At 44.8% G+C, this 25,770-nt stretch carries 24 protein-coding genes; 7 read left to right on the top strand and 17 right to left on the bottom strand.

The genetic code is table 11. From position 1 onward, the window contains the following. Positions 1 to 174: 174 nt before the first annotated feature. The 3 genes from ACYX4N_RS03305 (at position 175) to efpL (ending at position 3,597) form a co-directional block, all read left to right on the top strand. Positions 175 to 1,191 (top strand): ligase-associated DNA damage response exonuclease, encoded by a 1,017-nt coding sequence (locus tag ACYX4N_RS03305; protein WP_476055602.1) that lies wholly within the window; start codon positions 175 to 177, stop codon positions 1,189 to 1,191. Then, a complete protein-coding gene (locus ACYX4N_RS03300; RefSeq protein WP_476055601.1) occupies positions 1,191 to 2,921 on the top strand; it encodes a cisplatin damage response ATP-dependent DNA ligase in 1,731 nt (576 codons plus the stop codon). Before ACYX4N_RS03305 ends, ACYX4N_RS03300 begins: the two co-directional genes overlap by 1 nt. 100 nt (positions 2,922 to 3,021) lie before the next feature. Beyond that, positions 3,022 to 3,597 carry an elongation factor P-like protein EfpL gene (gene efpL / locus ACYX4N_RS03295; protein WP_025257482.1) on the top strand — a complete coding sequence of 192 codons (576 nt, stop codon included), beginning with the start codon at positions 3,022 to 3,024 and terminating at the stop codon, positions 3,595 to 3,597. Between the two features lie 114 nt (positions 3,598 to 3,711). Here the strand turns inward: efpL and ACYX4N_RS03290 are convergent, their stop codons facing one another. Continuing rightward, a complete protein-coding gene (locus ACYX4N_RS03290; protein ID WP_476055600.1) occupies positions 3,712 to 4,683 on the bottom strand; it encodes a carbohydrate kinase family protein in 972 nt (323 codons plus the stop codon). 362 nt (positions 4,684 to 5,045) lie between these two features. Between ACYX4N_RS03290 and ACYX4N_RS03285 the strand changes: the two genes are divergently transcribed. Then, the gene (locus tag ACYX4N_RS03285; RefSeq protein ID WP_474804119.1) at positions 5,046 to 6,218 is read left to right on the top strand and encodes an ROK family transcriptional regulator; all 1,173 of its coding nucleotides are present in this window, start codon (positions 5,046 to 5,048) and stop codon (positions 6,216 to 6,218) included. Between the two features lie 27 nt (positions 6,219 to 6,245). Next, positions 6,246 to 7,151, top strand: coding sequence for a homocysteine S-methyltransferase family protein (locus tag ACYX4N_RS03280; RefSeq protein ID WP_476055599.1), 906 nt, complete (start codon positions 6,246 to 6,248; stop codon positions 7,149 to 7,151). A 32-nt stretch (positions 7,152 to 7,183) separates the two neighbouring features. On the opposite strand, the gene ACYX4N_RS03275 is transcribed toward ACYX4N_RS03280, so the two are convergent. Then, a complete protein-coding gene (locus ACYX4N_RS03275) occupies positions 7,184 to 7,945 on the bottom strand; it encodes a hypothetical protein (RefSeq protein WP_476055598.1) in 762 nt (253 codons plus the stop codon). 119 nt (positions 7,946 to 8,064) lie between these two features. On the opposite strand from ACYX4N_RS03275, the gene ACYX4N_RS03270 reads away from it, so the two are divergent. Next, complete coding sequence (locus ACYX4N_RS03270; protein ID WP_476055597.1) at positions 8,065 to 8,964, top strand: LysR family transcriptional regulator; 900 nt, start codon at positions 8,065 to 8,067, stop codon at positions 8,962 to 8,964. Here the strand turns inward: ACYX4N_RS03270 and ACYX4N_RS03265 are convergent. The 5 genes from ACYX4N_RS03265 to ubiG form a co-directional block, all read right to left on the bottom strand. Beyond that, positions 8,957 to 9,616: a glutathione S-transferase family protein gene (locus ACYX4N_RS03265; protein WP_476055596.1), complete on the bottom strand. Its 660-nt coding sequence runs from the start codon at positions 9,614 to 9,616 to the stop codon at positions 8,957 to 8,959. The genes ACYX4N_RS03270 and ACYX4N_RS03265 overlap by 8 nt on opposite strands. Next, positions 9,616 to 10,224 (bottom strand): glutathione S-transferase family protein, encoded by a 609-nt coding sequence (locus ACYX4N_RS03260; RefSeq protein ID WP_476055595.1) that lies wholly within the window; start codon positions 10,222 to 10,224, stop codon positions 9,616 to 9,618. Before ACYX4N_RS03260 ends, ACYX4N_RS03265 begins: the two co-directional genes overlap by 1 nt. A 197-nt stretch (positions 10,225 to 10,421) precedes the next feature. Then, complete coding sequence (locus ACYX4N_RS03255) at positions 10,422 to 11,420, bottom strand: lipase secretion chaperone (protein WP_476055594.1); 999 nt, start codon at positions 11,418 to 11,420, stop codon at positions 10,422 to 10,424. Next, the gene (locus ACYX4N_RS03250) at positions 11,420 to 12,394 is read right to left on the bottom strand and encodes an esterase/lipase family protein (protein WP_476055593.1); all 975 of its coding nucleotides are present in this window, start codon (positions 12,392 to 12,394) and stop codon (positions 11,420 to 11,422) included. Before ACYX4N_RS03250 ends, ACYX4N_RS03255 begins: the two co-directional genes overlap by 1 nt. Positions 12,395 to 12,653: 259 nt before the next feature. Next, complete coding sequence (gene ubiG, locus ACYX4N_RS03245; protein ID WP_476055592.1) at positions 12,654 to 13,403, bottom strand: bifunctional 2-polyprenyl-6-hydroxyphenol methylase/3-demethylubiquinol 3-O-methyltransferase UbiG; 750 nt, start codon at positions 13,401 to 13,403, stop codon at positions 12,654 to 12,656. Between the two features lie 175 nt (positions 13,404 to 13,578). Here ubiG and ACYX4N_RS03240 point away from each other — a divergent pair, with 175 nt between their 5' ends. Then, positions 13,579 to 13,944 (top strand): DUF2237 family protein, encoded by a 366-nt coding sequence (locus ACYX4N_RS03240; RefSeq protein WP_269918491.1) that lies wholly within the window; start codon positions 13,579 to 13,581, stop codon positions 13,942 to 13,944. 142 nt (positions 13,945 to 14,086) lie between these two features. Here ACYX4N_RS03240 and ACYX4N_RS03235 read toward each other — a convergent pair whose 3' ends face one another. From ACYX4N_RS03235 to hfq, 10 genes are all read right to left on the bottom strand, one after another. Then, positions 14,087 to 15,517 (bottom strand): aldehyde dehydrogenase family protein, encoded by a 1,431-nt coding sequence (locus ACYX4N_RS03235; protein WP_476055591.1) that lies wholly within the window; start codon positions 15,515 to 15,517, stop codon positions 14,087 to 14,089. A 31-nt stretch (positions 15,518 to 15,548) separates the two neighbouring features. Then, positions 15,549 to 17,189 (bottom strand): acetolactate synthase large subunit, encoded by a 1,641-nt coding sequence (locus ACYX4N_RS03230; RefSeq protein ID WP_476055590.1) that lies wholly within the window; start codon positions 17,187 to 17,189, stop codon positions 15,549 to 15,551. A gap of 151 nt (positions 17,190 to 17,340) precedes the next feature. Then, the gene (locus tag ACYX4N_RS03225; protein WP_474856548.1) at positions 17,341 to 18,225 is read right to left on the bottom strand and encodes a dioxygenase family protein; all 885 of its coding nucleotides are present in this window, start codon (positions 18,223 to 18,225) and stop codon (positions 17,341 to 17,343) included. A gap of 142 nt (positions 18,226 to 18,367) precedes the next feature. Next, positions 18,368 to 18,769, bottom strand: coding sequence for a DUF4112 domain-containing protein (locus ACYX4N_RS03220; RefSeq protein ID WP_474804088.1), 402 nt, complete (start codon positions 18,767 to 18,769; stop codon positions 18,368 to 18,370). Positions 18,770 to 18,862: 93 nt separating this feature from the next. Beyond that, positions 18,863 to 19,942: a ferrochelatase gene (hemH, locus tag ACYX4N_RS03215; RefSeq protein ID WP_476055589.1), complete on the bottom strand. Its 1,080-nt coding sequence runs from the start codon at positions 19,940 to 19,942 to the stop codon at positions 18,863 to 18,865. A 210-nt stretch (positions 19,943 to 20,152) separates the two neighbouring features. Further along, positions 20,153 to 21,754, bottom strand: coding sequence for an AbgT family transporter (locus ACYX4N_RS03210; protein WP_474856550.1), 1,602 nt, complete (start codon positions 21,752 to 21,754; stop codon positions 20,153 to 20,155). A 295-nt stretch (positions 21,755 to 22,049) separates the two neighbouring features. Next, positions 22,050 to 22,931 carry a protease modulator HflC gene (gene hflC / locus ACYX4N_RS03205; protein WP_474804081.1) on the bottom strand — a complete coding sequence of 294 codons (882 nt, stop codon included), beginning with the start codon at positions 22,929 to 22,931 and terminating at the stop codon, positions 22,050 to 22,052. 5 nt (positions 22,932 to 22,936) lie between these two features. Beyond that, a complete protein-coding gene (gene hflK / locus ACYX4N_RS03200; RefSeq protein ID WP_474856551.1) occupies positions 22,937 to 24,088 on the bottom strand; it encodes an FtsH protease activity modulator HflK in 1,152 nt (383 codons plus the stop codon). Positions 24,089 to 24,155: 67 nt separating this feature from the next. After that, entirely contained in the window at positions 24,156 to 25,445 is a 1,290-nt protein-coding gene (gene hflX / locus ACYX4N_RS03195; protein WP_474804077.1) for a ribosome rescue GTPase HflX, read from the bottom strand. Between the two features lie 17 nt (positions 25,446 to 25,462). Further along, positions 25,463 to 25,711, bottom strand: coding sequence for an RNA chaperone Hfq (gene hfq / locus ACYX4N_RS03190; protein ID WP_014951092.1), 249 nt, complete (start codon positions 25,709 to 25,711; stop codon positions 25,463 to 25,465). Positions 25,712 to 25,770: the final 59 nt, after the last annotated feature.

The following is a 25,770-nucleotide window of genomic DNA, read 5'->3' as shown; positions in this document are numbered from 1 at the left end:
AAAGTGCCTAGCAAAGTAGCCGAGCCTAATTGGTTTTCGTCAGTATCATAGCCTAACCCAAATTCAATAGATGAATGCGGGTTAAACCAGTAGTGAGTGCCTAATTCAAGTGGTCGATTCAGGGGGTTAAATACGTAGTAACAAGCATTCTCTGATTTGGCAGGACTATAACTAGTGCACCCATCAACCTGGTTAAAAACTGACGATACTGGCCTTTATTGCGAGCCCGGTGAGTTTTACATCGACCCAATGAATGAAGTCGCCACCGCGCTTGTCACACACGGTCACGCTGACCATGCACGGGCAGGTCATAACAGTGTGTTCGCAAGCTCAGAAACACTAGCTATTATGCAAACCCGCTACGGGGAAGATATGGCTATTCATCAGCACGCTATAGCAATGGGTGAAAGCATTAATTTTAACGATGTAAAAGCCACGTTCTATCCTGCTGGCCATATTCTGGGCTCTACACAAATTCTTATTGAATATGCAGGCTACCGCGTTGTGGTGTCCGGTGATTATAAGCGCCGTCACGATCCTACTTGCCCGCCCTTTAAAGTTGTCCCCTGCGATGTATTAATAACCGAAGCCACCTTTGGGCTTCCCGTCTTTAAGCACCCGCCTATTGAACATGAAATTGAAAAGCTCCTTCACTCATTACGCGTGTTTCCCGAGCGATGCCATCTTGTAGGCGCGTATGCATTGGGTAAATGTCAACGGGTTATACTAGCGCTGCGAGAAGCAAGCTACACCAAACCCATCTACTTACATGGTGCGCAGCTAAAACTGTGTGACCTATACAAGCAATTAGGAATAGACTTAGGTGAGTTGATTCCAGTGTCTGAGGTTGCAGATAAAAAGTCCTTAGACGGTGAGATAGTCATTGCGCCCCCTTCGGCACTTGCCGATAGGTGGTCGCGAAGCTTGCCTAACGTGCGACCTGTCGTGGCATCTGGCTGGATGCAGATCCGCGCTCGCGCTAAGCAAAAAAATGCCGAGCTACCGCTTATTATCTCTGATCATTGCGACTGGCCTGAATTGCTGCAAACCATTGAAGAAGTCAATCCGAAAGAAGTGTGGGTAACCCACGGCAGAGAAGATGCGCTAATGTATCAGGCAGAAAAAATGGGGTTTAAAGCCAGAGCGCTATCGCTAGTCGGTTATGATGAAGAAGAGCAAGGAGGCGATTAGTGGAAGCATTCAGTCACTTACTTGAACAGCTGTATTTCACGGCTGGAAACAAAGCCAAGGCGCAGCTCATCGCTAACTACATTGCCAATACGCCAGACCCTGACCGGGGCTGGGCGATTGCTGCTATGGCAGGTACATTGCGGTTCGACTTCTTTAAACGAAACACGGTAAAAAAGCTTATTACCGAACATACCGACCCTGCGCTTTTTGCCATGAGCTATGACTATGTGGGTGAGGTTAGTGAAACCGTAGCCCATTTATGGCCCTATAGCGAGCCAACAGATTCGCTACCCACGCTAACCGAGGTGGTAGAAACGTTCGCTTCGGTCAGTAAACATAAAGTTTCTGAGACGCTAGCCCACTACCTAACAATAATGACGCCGGCTCAACGCTGGGCGTTGCTAAAGTTGGGCACACGGGGGTTACGTATAGGCGTGTCGGCGCGCTCTATAAAACAAATATTGGCCGACTATGGCAATAAAGACATTAAAGAAATAGAAACACTGTGGCATGCGGTTACTCCTCCTTACGTTGATATGCTTAGCTGGCTAGAAGGAAAAGCTGACAAGCCTGATATTGAAAATGCCGTCACATTTCATCCAGTTATGCTTTCTCACCCCATTGAAGATGGCGATATCGACGCTTTCACCAAAGACGCTTGGCAAATTGAGAACAAGTATGATGGCATTCGCGTGCAGCTTGTTGTTAAGTCGAATAAAACTGTTGATGATAAGACTCAGAAAGATAGTGAGGTCGATGGCGATGAAGCTGAAAAAGCTCTTTTCTCTCGTACTGGCGATGATATCAGCCACTCATTTCCTGATCTGCTTGAGTCTGTAAGCGGTAATATGGTGCTAGATGGAGAGCTACTGGTTATCCATAATGCAGAACATGGCTTTCATCCATCTGAAGCATCGACTGCCCAAGGTGCGGTTAGTCAACGCACGAGTAGTGATAAAAGCGGTAAACAGGCTTCATCCGCCACACAGCCAGACGTGGATACTTTTAATGCCCTTCAGCAACGCCTTAATAAAAAGAAACCGAGTAAAGCGTTACAGTCTTCCTCTCCAGTGGGACTAATCGTTTACGATGCATTAGTGCTTAATGGTGAAGATCTAACCGATAAAACACTAAAAGCAAGGCGCGACGCCCTTGAAGAATGGTTTAGCAAAACGAATAACAGTCGTTTGTTTCTTTCTGAAACACTTAATGCCACTTCACCTGAAACTTTGCGCCAGCTTCACACCCAAGTATGCCAAAATCGTGCGGTAGAAGGTCTGATGATCAAGCGCTTAGATAGTAAGTATGTACCTGGCAGGCCTAAGGGCCAGTGGTTTAAATGGAAGCGCGACCCGCTGGTTGTGGATGCGGTAATGATGTATGCACAGCGAGGACACGGCAAGCGTTCCAGTTTTTACTCTGACTACACGTTCGGCGCTTGGGAAGACAGTCAGCTTCTACCTATCGGAAAAGCCTATTCCGGGTTCACCGATGAAGAACTCAAAAAACTAGATAACTGGGTAAGGCGCAACGCCGTGGGGCGGTTTGGCCCGGTAAGAGAAGTGAAAAAAGAGCTGGTACTTGAAGTGGCTTTTGACGCTGTACACCCATCGTCAAGGCACAAATCAGGGGTCGCGCTGCGCTTTCCCCGTATACATAGAATTCGTTGGGACAAGCCCGCCAATGAAGCTGATACCTTGGCGAACGTTAAAGCGCTGATAGAAGGCTGAGCCAGCAAAAAGACTTTCTTAGTCGTCTAAAATCGCAGAGAATGGGCTGAGATAGAAACAAGGCTTGCACCTTAAGAAAATAAAACAATAGGAAATCGCCATGCCTAAGGCTAGTGAAATTAAAAAGAACAACACTGTGGTATTTGACGGAAAAACTTGCATCGTGCGAGACATTGAACGCTCTGTCCCTCAAGGTCGTGCTGGTGGCAGCATCTATCGCATGCGCATGTACGATGTAGTAACAGGCGCCAAATACGATGAAACCTTTAAAGACTCAGACACCCTAGATATGGCTGACTTAATTCGTCGCCCTGCTATGTTTTCGTATATTGATGGCGAAGAATATGTATTCATGGATAAGGAAGACTACACCCCTTATCACTTGAACAAAGAGAGCATTGAGAACGAAGCTCTGTTTATTAACGAAGAAACCGATGGCATTCAAGTTGTCATTGTTAGCGAAGTCCCGGTTGCCTTGGACTTGCCAATGAGCGTAGAGCTAGAAGTAGTTGAGACCGACCCGTCTATTAAAGGTGCGTCTGCTACTTCTCGTACCAAACCAGCGACGCTTTCGACCGGCCTAGTAGTACAAGTGCCAGAATACATCAGTACCGGTGAATGGATTAAGGTTAATACCGAAGAGCGTAAGTTCCAAAGCAGAGCCGATAAGCACTAGGCCGACTTAACGCGTTAGCTTATGCTGCTGGTATAGCTTTAAAAGACAAAAAAGGGTTCAATCGAACCCTTTCTTATTGCCATTAACTCAGTTTTTGAAAAGGTTATTCACCGCTTATTGCTTAGCAATATTAGCCTGCGTAGGCAGCGCGCTAAATGCACCGTACTGGGTTACTGTGTAAGCACCACATCGAATAGCAAATTCAGTCGCTTCGCTAACATTTTCAAAGTTTTCAGCCCACGCATCGAACTCATCCGCGTTCTTGACTTTGGTCGAAAGGAAATACAGGAACCCACCGATAAATGAATCACCGGCTGCGGTGGTATCTTTCACATCCATTTTTGGCGATGCCAGCGTGCCGCTGAACGACTGAGTAATATAGTGAATTGGCTCGCCACCGTCTGTTACCAATACAACCTTCACACCGCTATCTAGCCACTGCTGTACTTTTGCATCGGCATTTTCTTCGCCATAAAGCTCTGCTAACTCTTCCCGACTTGCCTTTAACACAGAAACTTTTTTAGCAGCCTCATCAATACGTGCTGGAGCATTGGCCGTGTCATCCCAAAACGCTGGGCGATAGTTGATATCTAAACACACCATCATGCCGTTTTCCTTCGCCTTGTTTAAAATAAACTCGGTGCCAGGAATAAGTTCAGGGCCAGAAATTGAACCCGAACAGAAGTGCAGTACTGTATTTTTGTCGCAGTCAATCGTCGACAAGTCTTGTTCTGAAATGTGCTTATGCGCGGCATTATCTACGTAGAAGTCGAACGAACGTTCGCCGTCTTCATCTAAATTTACAAACGCCAACGCCGTATTGCCTTCTTGAGTTGTCCACACAAAGTCAGTATTTACTTTGTAGTGTTCAAGCATTTCTTTAAGAAAGGCGCCAAAAGTATCGTCACCCACCTTCGATACCATCGCACTTTCGCCACCCAGTTGGGCAACAGCAACCGCCACGTTAGCAGGCGCGCCACCAGCATAAGGCTGGAAAGGCTTCATGGCTGGTATGTTGCCATCTTTGGGCGCTGCACCTTGGCTTAACATATCAATAAGCACTTCACCTAAACACAAGATTTTCATACCAGCCTCACTCAAAAAATGTCAATAAAGGACGTTCACCTAGTGCGCACAATACGTAAGGTTAACGAATCGTTAATTAATTGCGGCATAGTATTGACGAACAAAACCATTAAATCAACCCAATTGATTTACTTTTTTTAAAAGGATTGTAGGATGTGTACCTATTGTATTAAAAAGATTAAAATTTTTATTTGAAAGGTCTGGTAAGATTCATAGCTTCATTCTGGGAGTTTGAAAAGGGACACATTCCTGCATTCCCACGCTTCGCTAGGAAACTTGCCAGCGTCTTCTGAATGGGCAATTATCTATGCGCATTGGTATTATTAAACTCTTTCATTTTTTAACGGTAGATAGTAATTACTTTGAATATTGAATCGGCTTTTCACCTGCCACAACAAAACGCACCAGAATTACTTGATGATCGCTCTGCGAATGAGCGCGCTATCTTAACCTTAATACGGCAACGCATTGCCTTACCTAAAGCTGAAATTGCACAATTGACTGGGCTGTCGGCGCAGTCTGCAACGGTAATTATCAAAAAGTTAGAAACCGATGGATTGGTCAAACGCCTAAAGCCTATAAAAGGCGGTGTAGGGCAGCCTAAGGTACCTTTCGGATTGAATGCTAACGGTGCGTTCAGTATCGGCCTCAAAGTTGGTCGCCGTAGTTTCGACATAACCTTGCTCGACTTAAAAGGCAATGTTAAAGCCACCCTTCACGAAAAGTTCGCCTATCCAACGGTAAGCAACCTACTGAACTTTGCAGAGCGTGCATTCAATGTTTTAATCAAAAACCTAGATGCAGCACAGCAAAAGATGGTTAGAGGCTTAGGCGTAGCTATGCCTTTTGAAATTTGGAGTTGGGCAGAGGAAGCAGGCGCGCCGAAAAAAGAGTTAGAAGAATGGAAAGAGTTTGACCCACAAACCGAACTTGAAAGCTTATTAAACCTACCTGTTTTCATTAAAAATGATGCAGGAGCAGCGTGTAGCGCGGAGATGTCGTTCGGCAATCCAAAGCGTTACGATAGCTTTTTATACATATTTGTTGGTACGTTTTTAGGCGGCGGACTGGTACTTAACAATCAGCTTATCAATGGCAAAACAGGTAATGCCGGCGCTATTGGCTCGTTGCCTTTTTTTAGTCAAAATCAGCAGCGTCAGTTAATAACGCAATCTTCACTTTATCTATTGGAAAGCGAGTTAGAAAAAGCGGGGGAAAACGCTAAGCACATTTATGAGTCACCCTCTTACTGGCAGTGCAATGATTCACTTGTAAAAAATTGGGTGCGCGAGACAGCCAAAGGGCTGGCATTCGCTTCACAGTGCGCGATGAGCCTTTTGGATTTAGATGGCGTAATCATTGACGGCGCCATACCCAGCAACATAAAAGAATTATTAGTTGAAGCAACCCAAAGTGCGCTGAAAGACTTGGATATGCGAGGAATTACTCCCGCGCAAATTAGCCCCGGTCACGTGGGCGTAAAGGCCCAATCGATTGGAAGCGCAAACTTAGCGCTTCAGGCTAACTATTTTTAACTATTCAGATGTGCAGTTAAGGTTTTCATGACAGTAAGTAGCAAAGTGATTCATATTCTAGATGGTGGTATGGGTCGTGAACTTGAAAAGATTGGTGCACCTTTTAGGCAGCCGGAATGGTCCGCACTGGCATTAATGCAGACCCCTGAACTAGTGCGTGAGGTTCATACCCACTTTCTAAATGCTGGTGCCACTGTCATCACTACAAATGCCTATGCCCTCGTTCCATTTCATATTGGTGAAACCGCGTTTAACGAGCAAGCATTCTCGCTGGCCGAGTCTGCGGCTAAGCTAGCAAAGGAAGCCGTTACTTTTCAGCAGGATAAAAGCAACAAGTTATCAGTCGCGGGCTGTGTGCCACCTGCTTTTGGCTCGTACCGCCCAGACTTATTCGATGCAGAACGAGTGGCAGAGATTTTAACGCCTCTTATCAAAGCGCAAGCGCCTTTTGTGGATGTTTGGCTTATTGAAACGGCTTGCTCTATTGAAGAAGCTGATGCCGTAGTTTCACTAATAAAAACACTGTCTTCTCGTCCCATTTGGCTGTCGTTTTCTTTGAATAATAGAGCGTCGTCAAACGAGCCTGTGACTCTTCGTTTAGGCGAGCCGCTAGAAAAAATCGCGCCTCTACTGGAGCGTGTTGAAAGCGTACTTTTTAATTGTTCACAGCCTGAAGAAATGGAAAATGCACTAACAATTACGCGACAGTTGAATGAAAACATTGCTACTGGTGCATACGCCAATAGCTTTTCAGAAAGGAAGCGTCAGCATGAAGCTAACGCCCTTTTGTCAGAGCTGCGTGACGATATTACCCCACAACGCTATGCGGATTACGCTCAATCATGGCTAGCGGCAGGTGCCAGTATCATTGGAGGCTGTTGCGGCATAGGCCCTGAGCATATCAAAGCCATAAGTGATAGCGTAAAATCTTAAAACTGAAATCACGCTAGTGCAGATCGGCGGCGTCAGTGCGCAAAATCCTGTGTTTCAAAGTACACTAGAAAAGGCGATTCGCAGTGAGTAAAAACCTCTTTAATTTGCGCCTTGCTCGGAACACTTTCGCCCAGCATGTTTCCTAAGGTTTCCTGACAATCGTCAACGATAAACAGTGCATCAAAGGATGGGCGTTCGCCAATGAGGTGAATGTATAAATACTTGTCACCGAGGCTGATGCTAGTCCACTTTTCATCAGGCTCATTTGTAACGCTATCTTCGTCAGAATGTGGCGGTTTGTATTGTTTTACCATACGACGTTGAAACATCAGCTTTTCAAATGTCAGTTCCGATTTACCCAACCACTTAGTGCCGCCTCGCTCAAAATGACCTTTATAAAACTGTGCTGAGATAGAAAAACTTTCACCATCAACAAGTTTATTTAAATCAAAATTTTCTGGTAACAGGGTCACCATGTTGCTGTGAGAGGTTGAGCCTGCTTGTAGATACGCAATTAGCGTAGCTTTATGCGGACTTCCTACTGCATAAATAAGTTGGTAATCATGTGGCGAATAATAAAGGGGTAAGTGACTCGCATAGAGTTCAGTGCCATCTGTAAATAGCACCATACCGTGAGAACCAACTCTTTTGTGGTTTTTATGACCGGCGTGTATAGAAGAACTAGCATTGGATGCTTTACTAATGCCATCTGCACTTAGTTCTTTTGTGGTTGTCGCTGTTGCCCCTGTGCCCACCATATATAAACACAAGACAATCAAATAAAAACGTTTCATAAATCTAATACGCTTAATAACAATTTTATAATGGTGATACTGGCACAATAACCACCTACAATTAAGCTACAATAAATACGCATTTAATTCCCAAACGGAAACAAAGAGACGACAAAGCTGTGGATATTGAAGACTTAAGAAAATTTATTGTTGTTGCCCAACATGAGAACTTGAATAAAGCATCTATGCACTTATCAGTTACCACAGGCGCATTGTCTAAAGTGGTGAAACGCATAGAACAACAGTTAGAAAGCCAACTGTTTGACCGCGTAGGTAAACATATTCGACTCAACCAACGGGGAAACAAATTCCTTATTTATGCCACTCATCTTGTGCACGAAGCCGATCAGGCACTCAGTGAGTTTAGGGGTAATACTGCTTTATACAACATTACCGTTTCTGGCCCATCACTCTTGCTTCAATATTACTTGCCAGCTTTGCTTGCTAAACCTTCCTCTTCACAAGATCGCTTTCACGTCAATATCCACGCTTGCTGGGAAGGGAAAGCGCTGGATAGCGTTTCTAAAGGGGGTAGCGATGTGGCTATCGCCACCTCTTTTGCAATGGAAGAACGAGAGAAAGACCCGTCACTGCATCGCATATTATTAGGGTCGTCTACCTATGTGGTTGCGGCCGCAAAAAGCCACCCTGCGGTAGCTGAAGCAAACAAGGGGAAATTAACAACTCAAAGTTTGTTAGCTTACGCCTTTGCATGCCCTGATGTTTCACCTTTTTGTGGCATAAAACGGGGCATAGGCTCTGATGGGTGGAGAGACGACAAAGTCCCCCGCTCTATACACTATCGATGTAATGATTTTGGCACACTGCTATCTATTATCAGGCAAGGACTGGCTTTGGCCTACGTACCTGACTTCATAGCGAAAAGTCATGATCTTACTTGCGTGTCCGTATCAGATTATGACTTTTGCCATAGAGAGCATTTTGAGTTGATTTACAAACCGAGTATGGCATCAGGCTGGCTCAATCGGTTTGTCGATTCAGTTAAAAGCGTTATTTAGTAACCACATTTTTGGCGCCTTTAAGAAGCGCCTCTTTATCAATTTTATTGGGCACTTCTACGCCACGCCTTGCTGCTGGCCTCGCTTCAATACTGTTCTTCCAGCGTATTAGGTTGTCCAAGCCTTCAATGCTAACACCAGACCATTCGTAAGTGCGCACCCAACACCAGTTAGCCATGTCAGCAATACTGTAGTCGTCTACCAGATATTCGCGATTTTCTAACCTGCCATCCAGTACAGTGAATAAACGTCGCACTTCGTTTTGGTAACGCGCTATTGCTACCGGGATTTTTTCTTCTAGATAACGATGGAACACGTTGGCTTGTCCCATCATAGGTCCGATGCCGCCCATCTGAAACATCACCCATTGCATAACCTGGCTTTTACGCTTGGCATCACTGGGTAAAAACATTCCCGTCTTCTCAGCCAGATAAACCATGATGGCGCCAGACTCAAAAACCACGTGACCATCGGCCTCTCTATCAACAATAACCGGTATGCGTCCGTTCGGGTTCATCGCCAAAAACTCTGGTGTTTTCTGCTCGCCTTTCATTAAGTTTACAGCATGAGCTGTATATTCAAGTCCCATTTCTTCAAGCGCTACCGAGGCTTTCCAGCCATTCGGCGTAGCTGCAGTGTATAAATCTATCATTAGGCTTTTGCACTCGCTCTGTTACTCACTGACTCATACCAGCGCCCTAAATTAACGTGGTCGTCAGTCATACGAATTTTTACCACTCGGGCGAAATCCATAGCACATAACGCGGTTATGTCGGCGATAGAAAAGGTATCGCCAGCGATATATTCTTTTACACCAAGTCGGCGTTCTAGAATATTGAGATATTTAGACGCGTTGATACCCGCTTCTTTGCCATATTCAGGTACAGGTGTCATACGATCTTTAAAGTAACCTGTGGTATGTTGAAAGCACATGCCAATTTGCATCATGAAGGCTAACTCTACTTGGCGCTGCCACATAGATATCGTTGCTTTTTCAACGGGCGTTGTTCCCATTAAAGGGGGCTCTGGTTGCAATGCTTCAAAGTAAGTACAGATCGCATCGGTTTCTGCAATACAGGTACCGTCATCTAACTCTAGAATGGGTATTTTCCCTAATGGGTTTTTAGCGCGCATTTCTGCACTTAGGTTTTCACCTTTTTGAATATCGACTTGCACGTAATCAACATCAATGCCTTTTTCGGCTAAAAACATGCGTACTCGACGCGGGTTAGGTGCCGTTTTCGTTTCGTATATTTTCATAATGATTGCCACAGACCTTATGACAGAATGTTAAATATAGGGTTGGTTCTAGATTAGTAACTGCACAATCCGCTTTCAAATCACTCTGCCTATGTATAGAACTATTCAGTATTTTTATGGTTATACCTCTGCATTACCATTTGCAGGGGAAAAGGCTAACGTCTAGTCTTTCACAACTATATTGCGCTACTGTCAGTTTACGACCCTGTAATAACTTTTAGACGCTTTATCTCATTGTCGGTGAAATGTGCAATCTGGTATTCCTGTAGCGCGCTTTCTAACTCGCTAACCGTAATTGACTGCTTCGATAAGTTGTCGCGATATTTTTCATAGTCAGCAATTTTGTTTTTCCAGTTAGCCTGCTTTTCCCATGTTTTCGCAAAGCGGTCTGCTACCGTACTCCCAAACTCTGCCGCCACTGCGTTATACCGATCATTAATATTGCTATAACTGCGTTTTATCTCGTTGATGCGATGTATATTCAGCGTTGGCTGGAAAACATCGCGTTCGGCTTGATTTCCCGTTTTCAGTGACTCAACAATAAGCGCTTTTCTTTCATCCCTAGACAGCGTGCTTTCCTGAGCAAGTTGTAAACGCGCTAGCGCCGCCTCGTCCGCCTGCGCTTCTTGGCTAAATAAATAATGGTATTCGGTGTCGTTGAAGTAGGTGCGTCTTATCCCCTCGCGCTCATCAAGTTTGTAAGACACATCCTGTAAACTATGAGTAGCCAAGTCGACCTCCGTCTTGATGGAAGAAAGCGCCACTTTATAATCTACATATCGGGTAAATAAGTCAGACGCTACCGCTTGGGTAGTTGGCGTAAACACGTTGCTAACGTAGGTGGTATAGGCAAACTTAACGGTTTGCGGATCTTTTGTTTTACGAGTAAATATAAAGCGGTCGAAAGCGTCTTTGGTTGAATAGTTAAGCTTAAAAGGAGTAAGGCTTTTATTTGCGCTTTCTGCTTCGCTCTTTAGATGGAGGCGCGCATCTGTCTTCTTACGCGTTGTTCCACTCTCGTCCAGCTTTTCACTGGTTTCTTTTTGCCTGCTAACTTCCAAGCGTTCGGTGGAAGGCCCAGCACCATTTTTTTTGGTGTCAGGTGCAAATAGGATATAAACAATAGTACCCAATACTAACAGAGCAACTAACCCTGTGAGTATTGGGTACGCATGGCGTACTTTACCTTTTGTCACTACAAGCCCAATCTCTTAAGACGATTAGCTTGACGTACAAACACATCTACCGGGTCGGTTTCAAACCAGTGCGTAATTCCAAAACTCTGGTTTACTTCATCGAGGTGATTCATTTTGTAGTTATCTTTTAGCACCTTGCCCAAGTGCGAGCTACACGTTGAGACTAAGCCATCGTTTGGCTCTTTAAACGCAGTGCCAGTAATAGCTAGGAAAGGGTCGACAATGTCTAAAGCATTGGTATAAGTTCTTCCGCCGCTCCATGAGAAATAATACACGCCATTTTCAGCCAACATCTTACCGTCGTTGCGACAGTAGGCGGTAGGCATGCCTTCAGGGTATTTTTGATTGAACGCTACTGAGCCTTCCGTCGACAGTGAATCAAGTGCAGCGATTGAGTCGGTGGGCTTGTCACGTGGATCTGACCCAGACGCAATTTCAATAATGTTGGCAAATGCATTAACAACGACGCCAGCGGCGCCTTCTCCCACTGAGCCCTCAGCGAAAGCATCCCGTAATTCATCTGCGACTTTACTGCCCCAATTAACACCGGCGACAGAGCTTACCGAAGCGACTTTTTCTGGTGCCACACTTGCGGCGTAACGTGCCGTTGGGCCACCGTGACTATGCCCAATAAGATTCACTTTGTCTGCGCCTGATAGGGCGAGTACTTCGTCTATATACTCTAGCAACTGCTCGCCGCGCACTTCTGTGGAATTTGCTGGTGAAACTTCGGCAATGTATACCACAGCGCCGTTGCGGCTGAGTTTATGCGGAACTTTATAAAAGTAATCTACAAAGAGTATGTCTTCAAAGCCGAACAGGCCGTGGACCAATACTATGGGGTTTTCAGTTTTTGCGTATGTTCCTGCGAAGGCTTGTCCTGCCCCTACAACTAGTGTACTGACAGCGCCTGTTATGGCAAGCAAAGTAACAATGAGAGCATTCCTTGCTCTATTATTTTTGGATATTCTCATCGTGTGTGTGCCTCATAATTATGACGTTGTGGTCTGTGGTCTGTGGTCAGACCTTTGTTATAATTATGTAAACATACTGTAAAGATCAACCTTTGTGTTGAAACTTTAATAAGGAAAATAAACATCAAGTTGTGATATTTATCGTCATCTAACTATTAATAACTATTAAATTCAGCAAGATAGTACTCACGCGAGAGTATACTCGCCCATACCATTTTCACTCGAAATACGAACCATAAACACAATTAATAAACCGTTATCAACTTCTGGAATAGGATTGGATAAAGTTTACCGAAAGGCTAGAAGTGGTTAGCCACTCTCCCTTGAAAGGGTTGAGTTTCATACCTATCTGATGCTTCAGTGTAAAGTCTTCACCGACCCATTTTTCTAATTCACTAGGTTTTACAAACTTTTGCCAATCATGGGTTCCCACAGGCAAATACCGCATTACGTATTCAGCCCCCACAATAGCAATTACAAAACTTTTAAGTGTTCGGTTTAGAGTGGCAAGAATAAGCAGCCCGCCCGGTTTGACCAAGCTAGCGCATTCATCAATTAACTGCTGCTGATCAGGCACATGCTCTACCACTTCAGCGTTTATAACAATGTCATATTGCTGTGCTTCTTTAACTAGTTCACTGGACAACATGTGTTTATAAGTTACCGATACTCCACTTTTTTCAGCATGGCGTTTTGCCACTTCCACACTTACCGCACTTGCATCAATGCCAGTTACCTTTGCACCAAGCTTGGCCAGAGGCTCGCTAATAAGCCCGCCGCCGCTACCTATATCAACAATAGACAAAGACGAATAATCCGGTGGGAGGTTACCTTTGCCGAAATGATCCTCTATTTGCGCTTTAATGACATCCAAGCGCGCTCGATTAAACTCAAGGGCTGTTTTATATTTGCCGCTGGGATCCCACCATGACTCTGCCAGTGAGTCAAAGCGCGAAATTTCTTCTTCAGAAAAGTTAACTTCCCCGGTTTTTTTACTTTTATCGAGCACGATTTTTTACCTTTAAACGTAAGTACACTAGTGCTTTTCTATTGACCCATAATGTTCAGGGTCATAAGGTGAATACATTAGGGTGAGCATTTAAGGCGTACACCTTTATATTCTAAATAGGCACCTAGATAAAAACACATTATAAGAATATACGTTGTGAAAGAGGGTTCTGATTTTGGCAAACGCAAAAAATGTATATGGTCGACCGCTCCAGCTATGCTGCGGAAATACGGGGTTTACCCGTGAAGGTTTTTGCTATGTACCCGATGCTGATGTGGGCAATCACAGTGTATGCGCTGTGGTTAGCGATGAATTTCTACAGTTTTCCTTACGACAGGGTAACGATTTAATAACCCCCTGGCCTAGCATGTCTTTCCCCGGTCTACTCGACGGCGACAGATGGTGCTTGTGCGCTGCTCGTTGGTTAGAGGCTTACGAAGCCGGTGTTGCGCCCAAGGTGCGACTGGAAGCTACCCATGAAAAAGCCCTAGATATCATTCCGCTATCTTTATTAGAAGAATATGCGGCTGACAAAAACTAGGGGATTGGACAAGATATTTTCCACTGATGAGCCTCAACGTGAGCCTTTCACACCAGGTATTGGTTGATGAAACTAACCATAAAAAAAGAGCATGTTTGCCTAAACATGCTCTTTTTATTTATTAATAAAAAGCTTTCTTAGCTTACTGGGGCGTTCGAATAACCATAAGACGCGTCTCCGACATATCCTCTATCGCGTAGCGAATACCCTCACGACCTAGTCCTGAATCTTTGACACCACCGTAAGGCATGTTATCTACCCGCCAGCTAGGCACATCACCTATGACAACGCCGCCCACTTCTAGCTCATCCCATGCTTTGTGCGCTTTATAGATATCGCGAGTAAATACACCAGCTTGAAGTCCGTAGCGACTGTTGTTTACTTCTTTAAGCGCATCGTCGTAGCTGTCGAAAGGCTCTAGAATAGATAGCGGACCAAACGCCTCTTCGGCACTGGCATCACAGTCTTTGGGCACGTTTTCCATAACCGTAGCTTCAAGCATTGCCCCTTCGCGAGTACCGCCACACAAGATAGTTGCGCCCTTTTCTTTGGCCTCTGTAATCCAACCATGCAAACGTTCAGCTTCACCCTCAGAAATCATTGGGCCGATAAAAGTATCTTCGTTTGAAGGGTCACCAGACACCAATGCTTTTACCTTTTCTACATAACGCGACTTAAATTCATCGTATATTTTACTATGTACTAAAAGGCGCTGAACACTGATACAGCTTTGACCAGACTGATAGTAAGCCCCAACAATCACGCGCTCGATAGCGTCTTCAATGTCAGCATCTTCATCAATAACGCAAGCGGCATTACCACCTAACTCTAGCACAACTGGCTTTTTACCGGCCTTTGCTTTAAGTGCCCAACCCACATCCGGAGAGCCCGTGAAGCTGAGCAGTTTTAGTCTTTCGTCTGTGGTAAACAAATCAGCGCCATCACGGCTACACGGCAGAATTGAAAACGCCCCTTTGGGCAAATCTGTTTCTGCCAATACTTCGCCAATAATAAGTGCGCCAATAGGTGTTCGCGAGGCCGGTTTAAGCACAAATGTGCAACCTGCGGCAATGGCAGGTGCTACTTTATGGGCAGCCAAGTTTAGCGGGAAGTTAAAAGGAGATATAAACGAGCACGGACCAATGGGGACTTTTTTGGTCATGCCTTGATAACCTTTTGCCCGCGCTGATATTTCTAAGTTTACCGTTTCGCCATTGATACGAACCGACTCCTCCGCAGCAATTTTAAAGGTATCTATTAATCGGGTCACTTCGCCTTTGGCATCTTTAATCGGTTTACCTGCTTCAATACACAAAGCTTGGGCCAGTTCATCTGCACGCTCAGTAAATCGTTTAACACAGTGTTCTAGCACTGCCTGTCTTTCAAAAGGTGCCATTGCGGCCATGGCCGGCTGCGCCTTCTCTGCCGCAGCTATGGCTTTATCAATGGTATCAGCACCAGCCATAGCAACTTTAGTCGCTACTTCGCCGGTATATTTGTTGGTTACCTCTAGGTCGGTGTTCGCGTATTCGGGTTCACTGGCTAAATAGTATGGGTAGCTTTCCTTCAACATTTTTTAACTCCTTACCTTTTCAATACTGTGTTTAAAGCTTGGCACTCAACTCTTTTATTGTGTGGTTTAATGTTTCGTCATTCATGCTGTAATCAACAGGGCAATCGATAATGTGCACACCTTTTGTGTTTAAACACTTATCTACCATGTGAATAAGCACGTCTGTATCGTCCACACGCCAGCCTTGAGCACCATAGCTTTGCGCATACTTAACAAAATTTGGGTTGCCATAGTCCAAACCAAATTCGTCAAACTCCATGTTTGCTTGCTTCCACTTAATCATTCCGTACGCATCGTCACGCAAGATGATCACCACGAGGTCAAGGTTGAGCCTTACAGCTGTCTCAATTTCTTGGCTATTCATCATAAAACCACCATCGCCACATACGCTGAGTACTGGCGCCTCCGGTTTTACTAATTTAGCCGCAATGGCAGATGGTAAGCCCGCTCCCATTGAGGCAAGAGCGTTATCTAATAGCAGGGTGTTAGGATGAAAAGCAGGATAATTACGCGCAAACCAAATTTTGTAAATACCGTTATCTAAGGTGACAATGCCGTTATCTGGCATGACCTTGCGAATATCTCTAACAAATCTTTCGGGTAAAATAGGAAAACGATTGTCATCTTCTGCTTCAGCGCGGTGTTCTACATACGCCTGATGCACATCTTTATAGAAATCTAGCTTCCAATCGTCTTGGGGGGTGATGCCTTCTTTAATTTGCCAAATGCTGTTAGCGATGTCGCCAACGACTTCCAATTGAGGAAAGTAGACGGGGTCAACGGCTGCTGAGTCGAAGTTAACGTGAATAACTTTTTTGTCGTTGTGATGCATGAAAAACGGCGGCTTCTCTACCACATCATGACCCACATTAATGATAAGATCAGCCCGTTCTATCGCTCGGTGCACGAAGTCGCCATCAGATAATGCCGTATTCCCGGCAAAACGGGGATCGCTTTCATTAAGCACACCCTTACCCATTTGTGTGGTAACAAAAGGTATACAGGTTTTATCGACAAATTCCCTTAGCATTTTTGCAGTAAGTTTACGGTTCGCACCTGCGCCTATAAGCAAAAGCGGAGACTGCGCTTCTTCTATCATCGTAATTGCCGAAGCAATCGCTTTATATTCAGCTATCGGTCTTCGCGTACTGCTTGGCGTTAATATCTGCGCGTTAGTTTGCTCTGCTGCTATATCTTCGGGTAACTCAATATGCACCGCGCCAGGCCGCTCTTCAGAAGCAAGACGGAACGCTTCTCGAACCGTTGAAGGAATTCTGTCTCCACTAACAACCTGATTGGTAAATTTGGTGATAGGTCGCATCATGTCCACTATGTCGATAACTTGAAAGCGACCTTGTTTGCTGGTTTTGATTGGCTTTTGCCCAGTAATCATTAACATTGGCATGGCGCCTAACTGAGCATAGGCAGCGGGCGTGACTAAATTAGTGGCCCCAGGCCCTAAGGTCGAAAGGCACACGCCCACTTTTCCGGTAAGCCTGCCATATGTAGCAGCCATAAAACCAGCGCCTTGCTCGTGACGAGTCAGCACCAGTTTAATAGAGGACTCGCGCAACGACTCAAGTAAGTCGAGGTTTTCTTCACCTGGGATACCAAAGACGTATTCCACGCCTTCTGCTTCTAACGCTTTAACAAATAAATCGGACGCTTTCATGTGCTGCACGCTCCTAGTAATTTGAGCAGAAAATAAAGTTCTTATGAGATGTGCTACGAAACAATGCTGCGAATGGGTTTACTGTGCGTAATAAAATGCCCGTTGCTAACGGGCATGTTAAAAAATAGTGTATAAGAGAGAAAATGGAAGTCTAATCACTGATTATTATGCGCTTGTATGCGAGCAAAGAACCATCTTCGTTTTGTGACACACTAAATGTATATTCATTGTAGTCACTGCCAAACACTGTATCTTGCCCCAGCAACGTGTCTGGCTCACCCCGGTGACTATAGTCGGGATGATTGGTACAAATATCTTGGCAAAAGCTATCGGAAAAGCCAAATTGAGAAACCAATTGATCAGTGTTGTTGCGACGTATACGAAAATGAATGTGGATAGCTCGGCTGCTATACCAGCCGGGAAAACAGCTTTTTAGGTTTATTCTTCCGCTAGTATCTGTCACCGCAATACCTCTGAACCACTTCGCACTTAATGCATCCACTTCATTTCCCGTGCAAAATGCCGAATTGAATCCGCTGGCATCAGCACTATCACTGGTATCTCCTGAATAAACGCCGTCTACATCGCAATGCCATACTTCAATTTCATAACCCGATAGGGGATTACACGCTTCATCAATTAACTGAAGACACAACATCATCGGCAAACCTGTTTGCTCATATGATATGTCGTCGAGATAGTCACTTTGAAAATAGCACGGGCCTTCCGTTTGAGAACCTGTGAGAGCCACACTGCATACAGAAGCAGTGTCAAATAAACTATCGTCTGGAAAGTCTGACGTCATAGCTGACGTGCCACCGCTTGCCCAACCGTCAAAATCTTCTTCAGGTTCGGCATTTGAATCGGTGTCGTTATTGGAAGATGAGGAGGTAGATGCTGTGGAACTTGCAGAGGTGGAATTAGAACCTCCACAACCCCACAACCCGATCGCAATAGGAGCCAATGTAAGTCCCACCGCTGCTTTCATAAAGCGGCGTCGTTTGAGCGGCTCTTCCGTTAATTTGTTTGATGTCATCGTACGTTGCCCTTGGTTGTCTTTGCAAAAAAGACATTTAGCTAAAGGACAAGGTTCTCTTATTTACTCAAGCTTTACGTAGCTTTACACAGTAAATAAGCAAAGTGAAAAAAGCGCAGGTATTTGGGTAACTAAACCTAGGTTATTCAGCACTCCATTCGGATAGCGCCTTCTGTGTTACTTTATCTACCTCATGTTTATTTTCGCTTATCCACCAGCGCTCCATGATACGAACATTTTTCTGATTGGCTTTATAGAATATATCCACGATGTCGCCAACAAATGGTATAAAACCTAAGCCAAAGTCGATTGCTGAGTTTTTTACCATTTGAGCTATTAACGCTTTGGGCATACCCAATGATTTTCCCAGCCAAACTATTCGAAGTGAAACGAAGAGCATCAGCGCGTCACCGGCTCCAGGGATAAGGCCCACGATTGAATCCAAGCCTATTTTTATCGGAATAAAAGGGAGCTTTACGGCAGTGTCCAGCAAGTTCGCCAGTTTTTGCGCTTTAAGTAATTCCTTTGGTGCTTTGCCTTCCACGACCTTATCTCCCTTTTAATTTAATCACTGCGCCACCAAGAGTGATTTCCCTATTGGTTTTTCTCGAAACGTTTGCTGTCAGCTTTTCAAACGCTACTTTTCAGCGCCCAGCGCTCTCGCTAAGCCCGCACGTAAACCGTTGTCTGATTCTACCGCCCAGCCATGTAGATTTTCTTTCACTATGTCAAAAAGCACATCTATGTGCTCTTTATCACTGTTAAGTGCCGCGATATATTCATAGCGCTCACCGCCGGCTTCCATAAAGTATTCGCGATTCTCCTCACCAATTTCTTCAATGGTTTCTAAACAGTCGGCTGAAAAACCGGGGCACATAACCTGAATCGATTTAACCCCTTTTTCAGGTAATGATTTCAATGTTTCATCTGTATACGGTGTTAACCACTCTTCACGACCAAAACGAGACTGAAAAGTTGTCATATACTCGTCGTGCGAAAGCCCGAGCTTTTCGGCAAGCAAACGCGATGTTTTATGGCATTCACAGTGATAAGGGTCGCCGTTCATCAAGTAACGCTTCGGAATGCCGTGATAAGACAAGATGAGTTTATCTGCGCGGCCATGCACTTCCCAGTGTGCTTTTACTTTATTGGCAAGTGCAGTAATGAAGTTATCGCGGTCGTGGTAGTGGTTAACGAAACGAAGCTCTGGGAGCCAGCGGCGCGATGTAAAATCTTTTGCAATAGCATCAAAGGTAGAGCCCGTCGTCGACGCACTGTACTGTGGATAGAGCGGAAGCACTACAAGCTTGCGTACGCCTTTTGCCAGCATAGCATCGATAGTGTCGCTTATAGCAGGTTTACCGTAGCGCATAGCAAAGTCGACAATTACATCGTCACCGTATTGTGCTTTACAACGTTCTGCTATCGCTGATGCTTGCGCTTTCGTAATAGCCATTAGCGGTGAACCTTCTTCGGTCCAAACGGTAGAATAGGCCTCTGCCGAGCGCTTCGGGCGAAAGTTTAGAATGATGCCATTTAATACAAACCACCAAATCGCTTTAGGTACTTCGACCACGCGAGGGTCTGATAGAAATTCTTTCAAATATGGGCGTAGAGCCTGCTTAGTTGGCGCTTCTGGCGTCCCCAGATTCGTTACAAGTACACCAATTTTATCTGATTGCCCGTGGGTAAAGCCTTTGTTTGATTTGTATTTCATGTATTGATAGTCCGAGAAGTACTGCGCTATATCCGTATTATACTGAATTACCTTAGATTATGATCTGCTATAACGCCAAAAAACTGCGATTGCACTAATAGATTTTAGGCATTAAAAAAGCGGCAGATGTTTAAAAATAATATTTAAAAACACATACCGCTGTTTAACTGCCACCTAGCAAATATTGTGGCAATAAAGTTAATTATTTACTTATGGCTGATAGTAAGTGGCTGCACCTGGACCTACGGGCATGCCAAGTAAAAATACCCAGATGTAAAATAAAATAGTCCAACCCACTATGAAGACCATAGAGTAAGGCAACATCATGGCGATAAGCGTGCCCATACCTAAGTCTTTTTTGTATCTAGCAGCCATGGCAAGGATAAGTCCAAAATAGCTCATCATAGGTGCTATGACGTTAGTTACTGAATCACCGATACGATAGGCCGCCTGAATCACTTCTGGCGCGTAACCAATTAACATAAGCATAGGTACGAAAATAGGCGCCGTTACTGCCCACTGCGCAGATGCACTACCTAACGATAAGTTAACCACACCACACATCAATATGAATAGGATAAATACGGCTGGGCCATCTAACCCTGCCGCTTGCAATAGTGCAGCACCTTTAACGGCTAAGACTGTGCCTAAGTTCGTCCATTTAAAGAACGCAACAAATTGCGCAGCAAAGAATACTAGCGTTATGTAAAGACCCATAGCGCCCATGCTTTTAGACATGGCATCAATAACGTCTTTGTCATTTTTCATCGACTTAGTCACTTTACCGTAAACAAAACCTGGAATGGCAAAAGTAATGAAGATGAAGGCAACAATGCCTTTAAGGAACGGAGAGCCCGCCACTTCACCCGTTTCAGGGTGACGCAAAATACCGTTTTCAGGTACTACTGTTAACGCCAGTATTGCGCAAACCACAACAAAAGATATTCCCGCCCAACGCAGACCTTTCTTTTCTAAGTCTGTAGGCGCATCCATTGATTGCTTACCTAAATCGATTGATGCCTCAGATGGGTCAAACTTTCCCAGTCTTGGCTCTACCACTTTTTCAGTAACTAGCGCCCCCATAGTGGCCACTACAAAAGTACTGATAAACATAAAGTACCAGTTTACTTCTGGCCCAACCATGTAATCAGGGTCAATCATATGCGCTGCCGCTTCTGTTATGCCGGACAATAGTGGGTCGACCGTCCCTAACAATAGGTTTGCACTGTAACCTGCAGAAACACCTGCAAAGGCCGCCGCAAGACCGGCTAGCGGGTGACGTCCTAGGGAGTGGAAAATCATGGCTGCAAGCGGAATGAGTACCACGTAACCGAGCTCAGAGGCAGTGTTTGAAATAATGCCGGCGAAAACAATAGCAAAGGTTACAGCGCGTTTTGAAGCATTCATAACTAATGCGCGCATTGCTGCCGACAAAAGGCCCGAATGTTCAGCTACCGATACACCAAGAAGGGCAACAAGCACGGTGCCAAGTGGCGCAAACCCGGTGAAGTTAGTGACAAGGCCAGTCACTATTCGCTGCAAACCTTCTGCGCTCATTAACGATATGACTTCAATCATGCCGTCTTCTTCACGCCCCTTCGCACCAACAGGGCGAGGGTCGGCAACCGCAATGTCGAAGTAACCTAATATGCCGCTTAGTACCACTATGAAAAGTGAAAGCAGCGCAAATAATGTTACTGGGTGTGGAAGTAGATTTCCTAACCATTCCACCGTAGCGAGAAATCGCGAGAATAACCCACCTTGTCCGCCGTTATTATCGGCAGACGCTGTATTCTTGTTTTCCGTTGTCAAAATCTTCCCTCTGTCGTTTATTTACGCCTACTGCATCAAAGTTATCGCTGGGACGGCGCTAACTTCGTACTTAATGAGTGACGTGTTTTAATAATATTCAGGCGGTATTTTACCCGATTTAGTGAAAATTTGGCAGTGGATAGGGAAAATGAGAGGTAAACTCACTGTACACTTTGCCAAATTGGCCTCGTGAAATAAAAAAATAACTTCTTTGAATCAGCAAGTTACCTTTCGAGTGGATATAAAAAAGCCAGTCTAAAAGACTGGCCTTTATATTTATAAAAACATTTGGTTTTTAGTTGCCGTTAGACTGATTCATATACTTAAAGAAGTCACTGTCAGGTGCAATTACCATAACGTCTTGTTTGCTGTTAAAGCTCTCTTTATATGCATCCATACTACGCAAGAAGCTGTAGAAATCTGCATTCTTAGAATAAGCGTCAGCGTAAATTTGAGCTGCAATTGCATCACCTTCACCTCGCAATTGACGAGCATTGCGCTCAGCATCTGCTAGCATTACTGTTACTTTTGCATCAATGTTAGCTTTAATTACTTCAGCTTGTTCCTGACCTTCTGAACGGTGCTCACGAGCAACAGCAGCACGCTCCGCGCGCATACGTTGGAAGATAGAGTTACTCACTTCAGTAGGTAGGTTGATTTGCTTAACGCGTACGTCAACAATTTCAATGCCTAGCTCGTCTGATGATGTAGACGCCTGTTCCATTGCTTGGTTCATTAATGCTGAACGCTCGCCAGAAACGATTTGCGCAATAGTACGTGTACCAAACTCTGAACGTAGGCCGTTGTTCACTTTTTGCTTAAGTAGTGCTTCGGCTTGAAGCTTATTACCGCCTGTTGATAGGTAGTAACGGGCAAAGTCTTCAATACGCCATTTAACGTAAGAATCAACGATAAGGTCTTTTTTCTCGCTTGTTACAAAGCGGTCTGGTGAACCATCTAACGTTTGAATACGCGCATCAAGCACACGTACTGAATCGATAAACGGAAGTTTAAAATGAAGACCTGGTTCGAACACTTTCGTATCGCCAGTCGCGTCGTCTCTTTGAACTTTACCAAACTGAATAACAATGGCGCGTTCGCCCTCTTTAACTGCAAACAGAGAACCTGATGCAAGCAAAACAAGAAGAACGAATGCTGCAATAAAAATATTCTTCATTATGCTTATCTCCCTTCTCTGTAGCTATCGCCACGCAAGCCTGAACTTGGCGAGCTGTTGCGGCTGCGGCCATTAGCATCGGTTACTGGTGCTTGTAAGCCTTCCAGCGTGTTGCGCGTATTTTTGTTACTTGTAGATTGCTGGCGTTCCATAATTTTATCTAGCGGTAGATACATCATGTTATTGCCACCTTTGCTATCAACCATGATTTTGCTGGTATTGCTAAGTACTTCTTCCATGGTTTCAAGGTAAATACGCTCGCGAGTAACCTTAGGGGCGCGTTCGTATTGAGGAAGCAGCTCTTCAAAGCGAGCCACTTCACCTTGTGCCTCTAGCGTAACGCGCTCTTTATAGGCTTGAGCTTCTTCATTCATGCGATTGACTTGACCGCGTGCACGAGGCTCAATTTCTCTAGCATAAGCTTCTGCTTCACGAATGAAACGCTGTTCGTCTTCTTGGGCAGCGATAGCATCATCAAATGCATCTTTAACTTGCTCAGGTGGACGAGCATCACGGAAGTTCATATCAATGATAGAAACACCCATATTGTATGGTTCGATGATAGCTTGTAGTTCTTCCCATACACGCTGACGGGTTACTTCACGTCCGTCAGTCAAAACGTCATCCATTGTAGAATGACCAACCACATAACGGATAGCGCTATCAAGAGATTGACTTAAGCTTTGCTCAGGGCTTTCAACGGCAAACGTCCAACGGTATGGATCAACAACGCGAAATTGCATTTCCATTTGAACGCTCACTACGTTTTCATCTTCAGTAAGCATAGAGCCTGATGACGACTGATCGCGTATTGATTGAACATCAACAGGAATAACAGAGTCGATGAACGTAGGCGCCCAGCGAAGACCCGGCTCAACTTGTTGGTGATACTCACCAAAGCGAAGGACTACGCCGCGCTCAGCTTCACGAATGGTATAAAAACCACTAATGAACCAGATCACGACAAGTAAACCTACTAGAATACCAGCACCGATGCCGCCTAGGCTTTTGCCCGAACCACCACCGTTGCCACCTGACTTTCCAAACTTACCAAATAAGTTTTTAAAAACATCGTCCAAATCTGGGGGACCTTGCTCTTTCCCACCGCGATTCTTCCACGGGTCGTTATTATTGCCACCCGGCTCATTCCAAGCCATGCTGATACTCCATAGATTACTGTTATATTTTTGAATTTTGCATGCTCAATACAGTGTTTAGCACTGCTTAATGTCGCACAACATACTCTGATATTCCGTTTTCCAGACGTTTTTCAAGCCTGTTCCAATCGGCAGTGGGCATTCTTACATCAACTACCCAGTCTCCCTGACTGTCATATTCTTCGCTTGCAATACAGTTTAGCTCGAACAACACGCCACGCAATTGACTTTGTGCGGGTGGAATCTTCAACGTATAGTTCACCATGCTTTTAGCTAAACATTCAGTCAAAGCTTGGCTTAACAATTCCGTCCCTTCACCCGTCTGTGCAGACAACCACACTCTAACGGGAACGCCTTCGTCATTTCTTTCTATACGTGGCTGAACGTCGTCTAGTTTATCAATCTTATTACAGATTAGTAATTGTTGAATGTCACCTGCTTCAATTTCTTCAAGTACGTCGTTCACCTCGTCCATGGTTTCACGATATTTTGCATCGGCAATATCGACAACATGAAGCAGTAAATCAGCTTCTTGTGTTTCTTGAAGCGTTGCTTTAAACGCAGCAACTAGGTCGTGGGGAAGATGACGAATAAAACCAACCGTATCGGCCAAAATTGCGGGGCCAACATCTTTTAACTCGATTTTACGTAACGTAGGATCTAGCGTTGCGAACAACTGGTCAGCAGCGTAAACGTGTGAGTCGGTAATGGTGTTAAATAGCGTCGACTTTCCCGCATTCGTATAGCCAACTAAGGATACCGTTGGAATTTCAGCGCGTTTGCGCGAGCGACGACCTTGCTCACGCTGCTTTTGCACTTTTTCCAAGCGACGAAGAATGGCTTTGATACGACCACGAAGCAATCGACGGTCAGTTTCTAGCTGTGTCTCACCCGGACCGCGAAGACCAATACCACCTTTTTGACGCTCAAGGTGAGTCCATCCTCTGATGAGACGGGTTGAGATATGTCTCAACTGGGCTAGTTCAACCTGTAACTTACCCTCGTGAGTTCGCGCGCGCTGCGCGAAAATATCGAGAATAAGCCCTGTTCTATCTAACACCCGGCATTTACACACCGCTTCTAAATTACGCTCCTGAGAAGGAGAAAGCGCGTGGTTAAAAATAACAACGTTGGCATCGTGTGCTTTTACCGCTGCTGCTATTTCCTCTGCCTTACCTGATCCGACAAAAAACTTAGCATGAGGCGCACTGCGTGACGTCGTGATGACTTCGACCGCATTTACCCCTGCTGAAGACACAAGTAATTCAAGCTCACTTAAGTCTTCTTTACTGTTCTCGTCGGAAAAATTAACATGAACAAGTACAGCCTGTTCACCGGCTTCATAACGGTCAAACAAGCGCGTTACCTTTTAAATTATTCACCTTTAGTATTTTCAGAATCTCCTGCGCTAGGCATAGTGATAGCGCGTGCTGGAACAACAGTAGAAATCGCGTGCTTATACACCATTTGGCTTACTGTGTTCTTCAGTAAAATAACGAACTGGTCGAATGATTCAACCTGCCCCTGAAGTTTAATACCGTTTACCAGATAAATTGATACTGGAATACGTTCCTTACGCAAAGCGTTCAAGAATGGGTCTTGTAAAGATTGCCCTTTAGCCATTTGATATCCTTAGTTTTTATTATTCATGATAGAAATGTCACTATCACTGCACGTCTAAT

Source organism: Alteromonas sp. ABH4_452, from assembly GCF_056311825.1.
This window is presented reverse-complemented; position numbering and strand designations above follow the sequence as displayed.

Coding starts and splice junctions, on each gene's coding strand:
- efpL (WP_025257482.1), top strand. CDS start 3,022: ATGCCTAAGGCTAGTGAAATTAAAAAGAACAACACTGTGGTATTTGAC.
- ACYX4N_RS03290 (WP_476055600.1), bottom strand. CDS start 4,683: ATGAAAATCTTGTGTTTAGGTGAAGTGCTTATTGATATGTTAAGCCAA.
- ACYX4N_RS03280 (WP_476055599.1), top strand. CDS start 6,246: ATGACAGTAAGTAGCAAAGTGATTCATATTCTAGATGGTGGTATGGGT.
- ACYX4N_RS03275 (WP_476055598.1), bottom strand. CDS start 7,945: ATGAAACGTTTTTATTTGATTGTCTTGTGTTTATATATGGTGGGCACA.
- ACYX4N_RS03265 (WP_476055596.1), bottom strand. CDS start 9,616: ATGATAGATTTATACACTGCAGCTACGCCGAATGGCTGGAAAGCCTCG.
- ACYX4N_RS03260 (WP_476055595.1), bottom strand. CDS start 10,224: ATGAAAATATACGAAACGAAAACGGCACCTAACCCGCGTCGAGTACGC.
- ACYX4N_RS03250 (WP_476055593.1), bottom strand. CDS start 12,394: ATGAGAATATCCAAAAATAATAGAGCAAGGAATGCTCTCATTGTTACT.
- ACYX4N_RS03235 (WP_476055591.1), bottom strand. CDS start 15,517: ATGTTGAAGGAAAGCTACCCATACTATTTAGCCAGTGAACCCGAATAC.
- ACYX4N_RS03230 (WP_476055590.1), bottom strand. CDS start 17,189: ATGAAAGCGTCCGATTTATTTGTTAAAGCGTTAGAAGCAGAAGGCGTG.
- ACYX4N_RS03225 (WP_474856548.1), bottom strand. CDS start 18,225: ATGACATCAAACAAATTAACGGAAGAGCCGCTCAAACGACGCCGCTTT.
- hemH (WP_476055589.1), bottom strand. CDS start 19,942: ATGAAATACAAATCAAACAAAGGCTTTACCCACGGGCAATCAGATAAA.
- hflC (WP_474804081.1), bottom strand. CDS start 22,931: ATGAAGAATATTTTTATTGCAGCATTCGTTCTTCTTGTTTTGCTTGCA.
- hflK (WP_474856551.1), bottom strand. CDS start 24,088: ATGGCTTGGAATGAGCCGGGTGGCAATAATAACGACCCGTGGAAGAAT.
- hfq (WP_014951092.1), bottom strand. CDS start 25,711: ATGGCTAAAGGGCAATCTTTACAAGACCCATTCTTGAACGCTTTGCGT.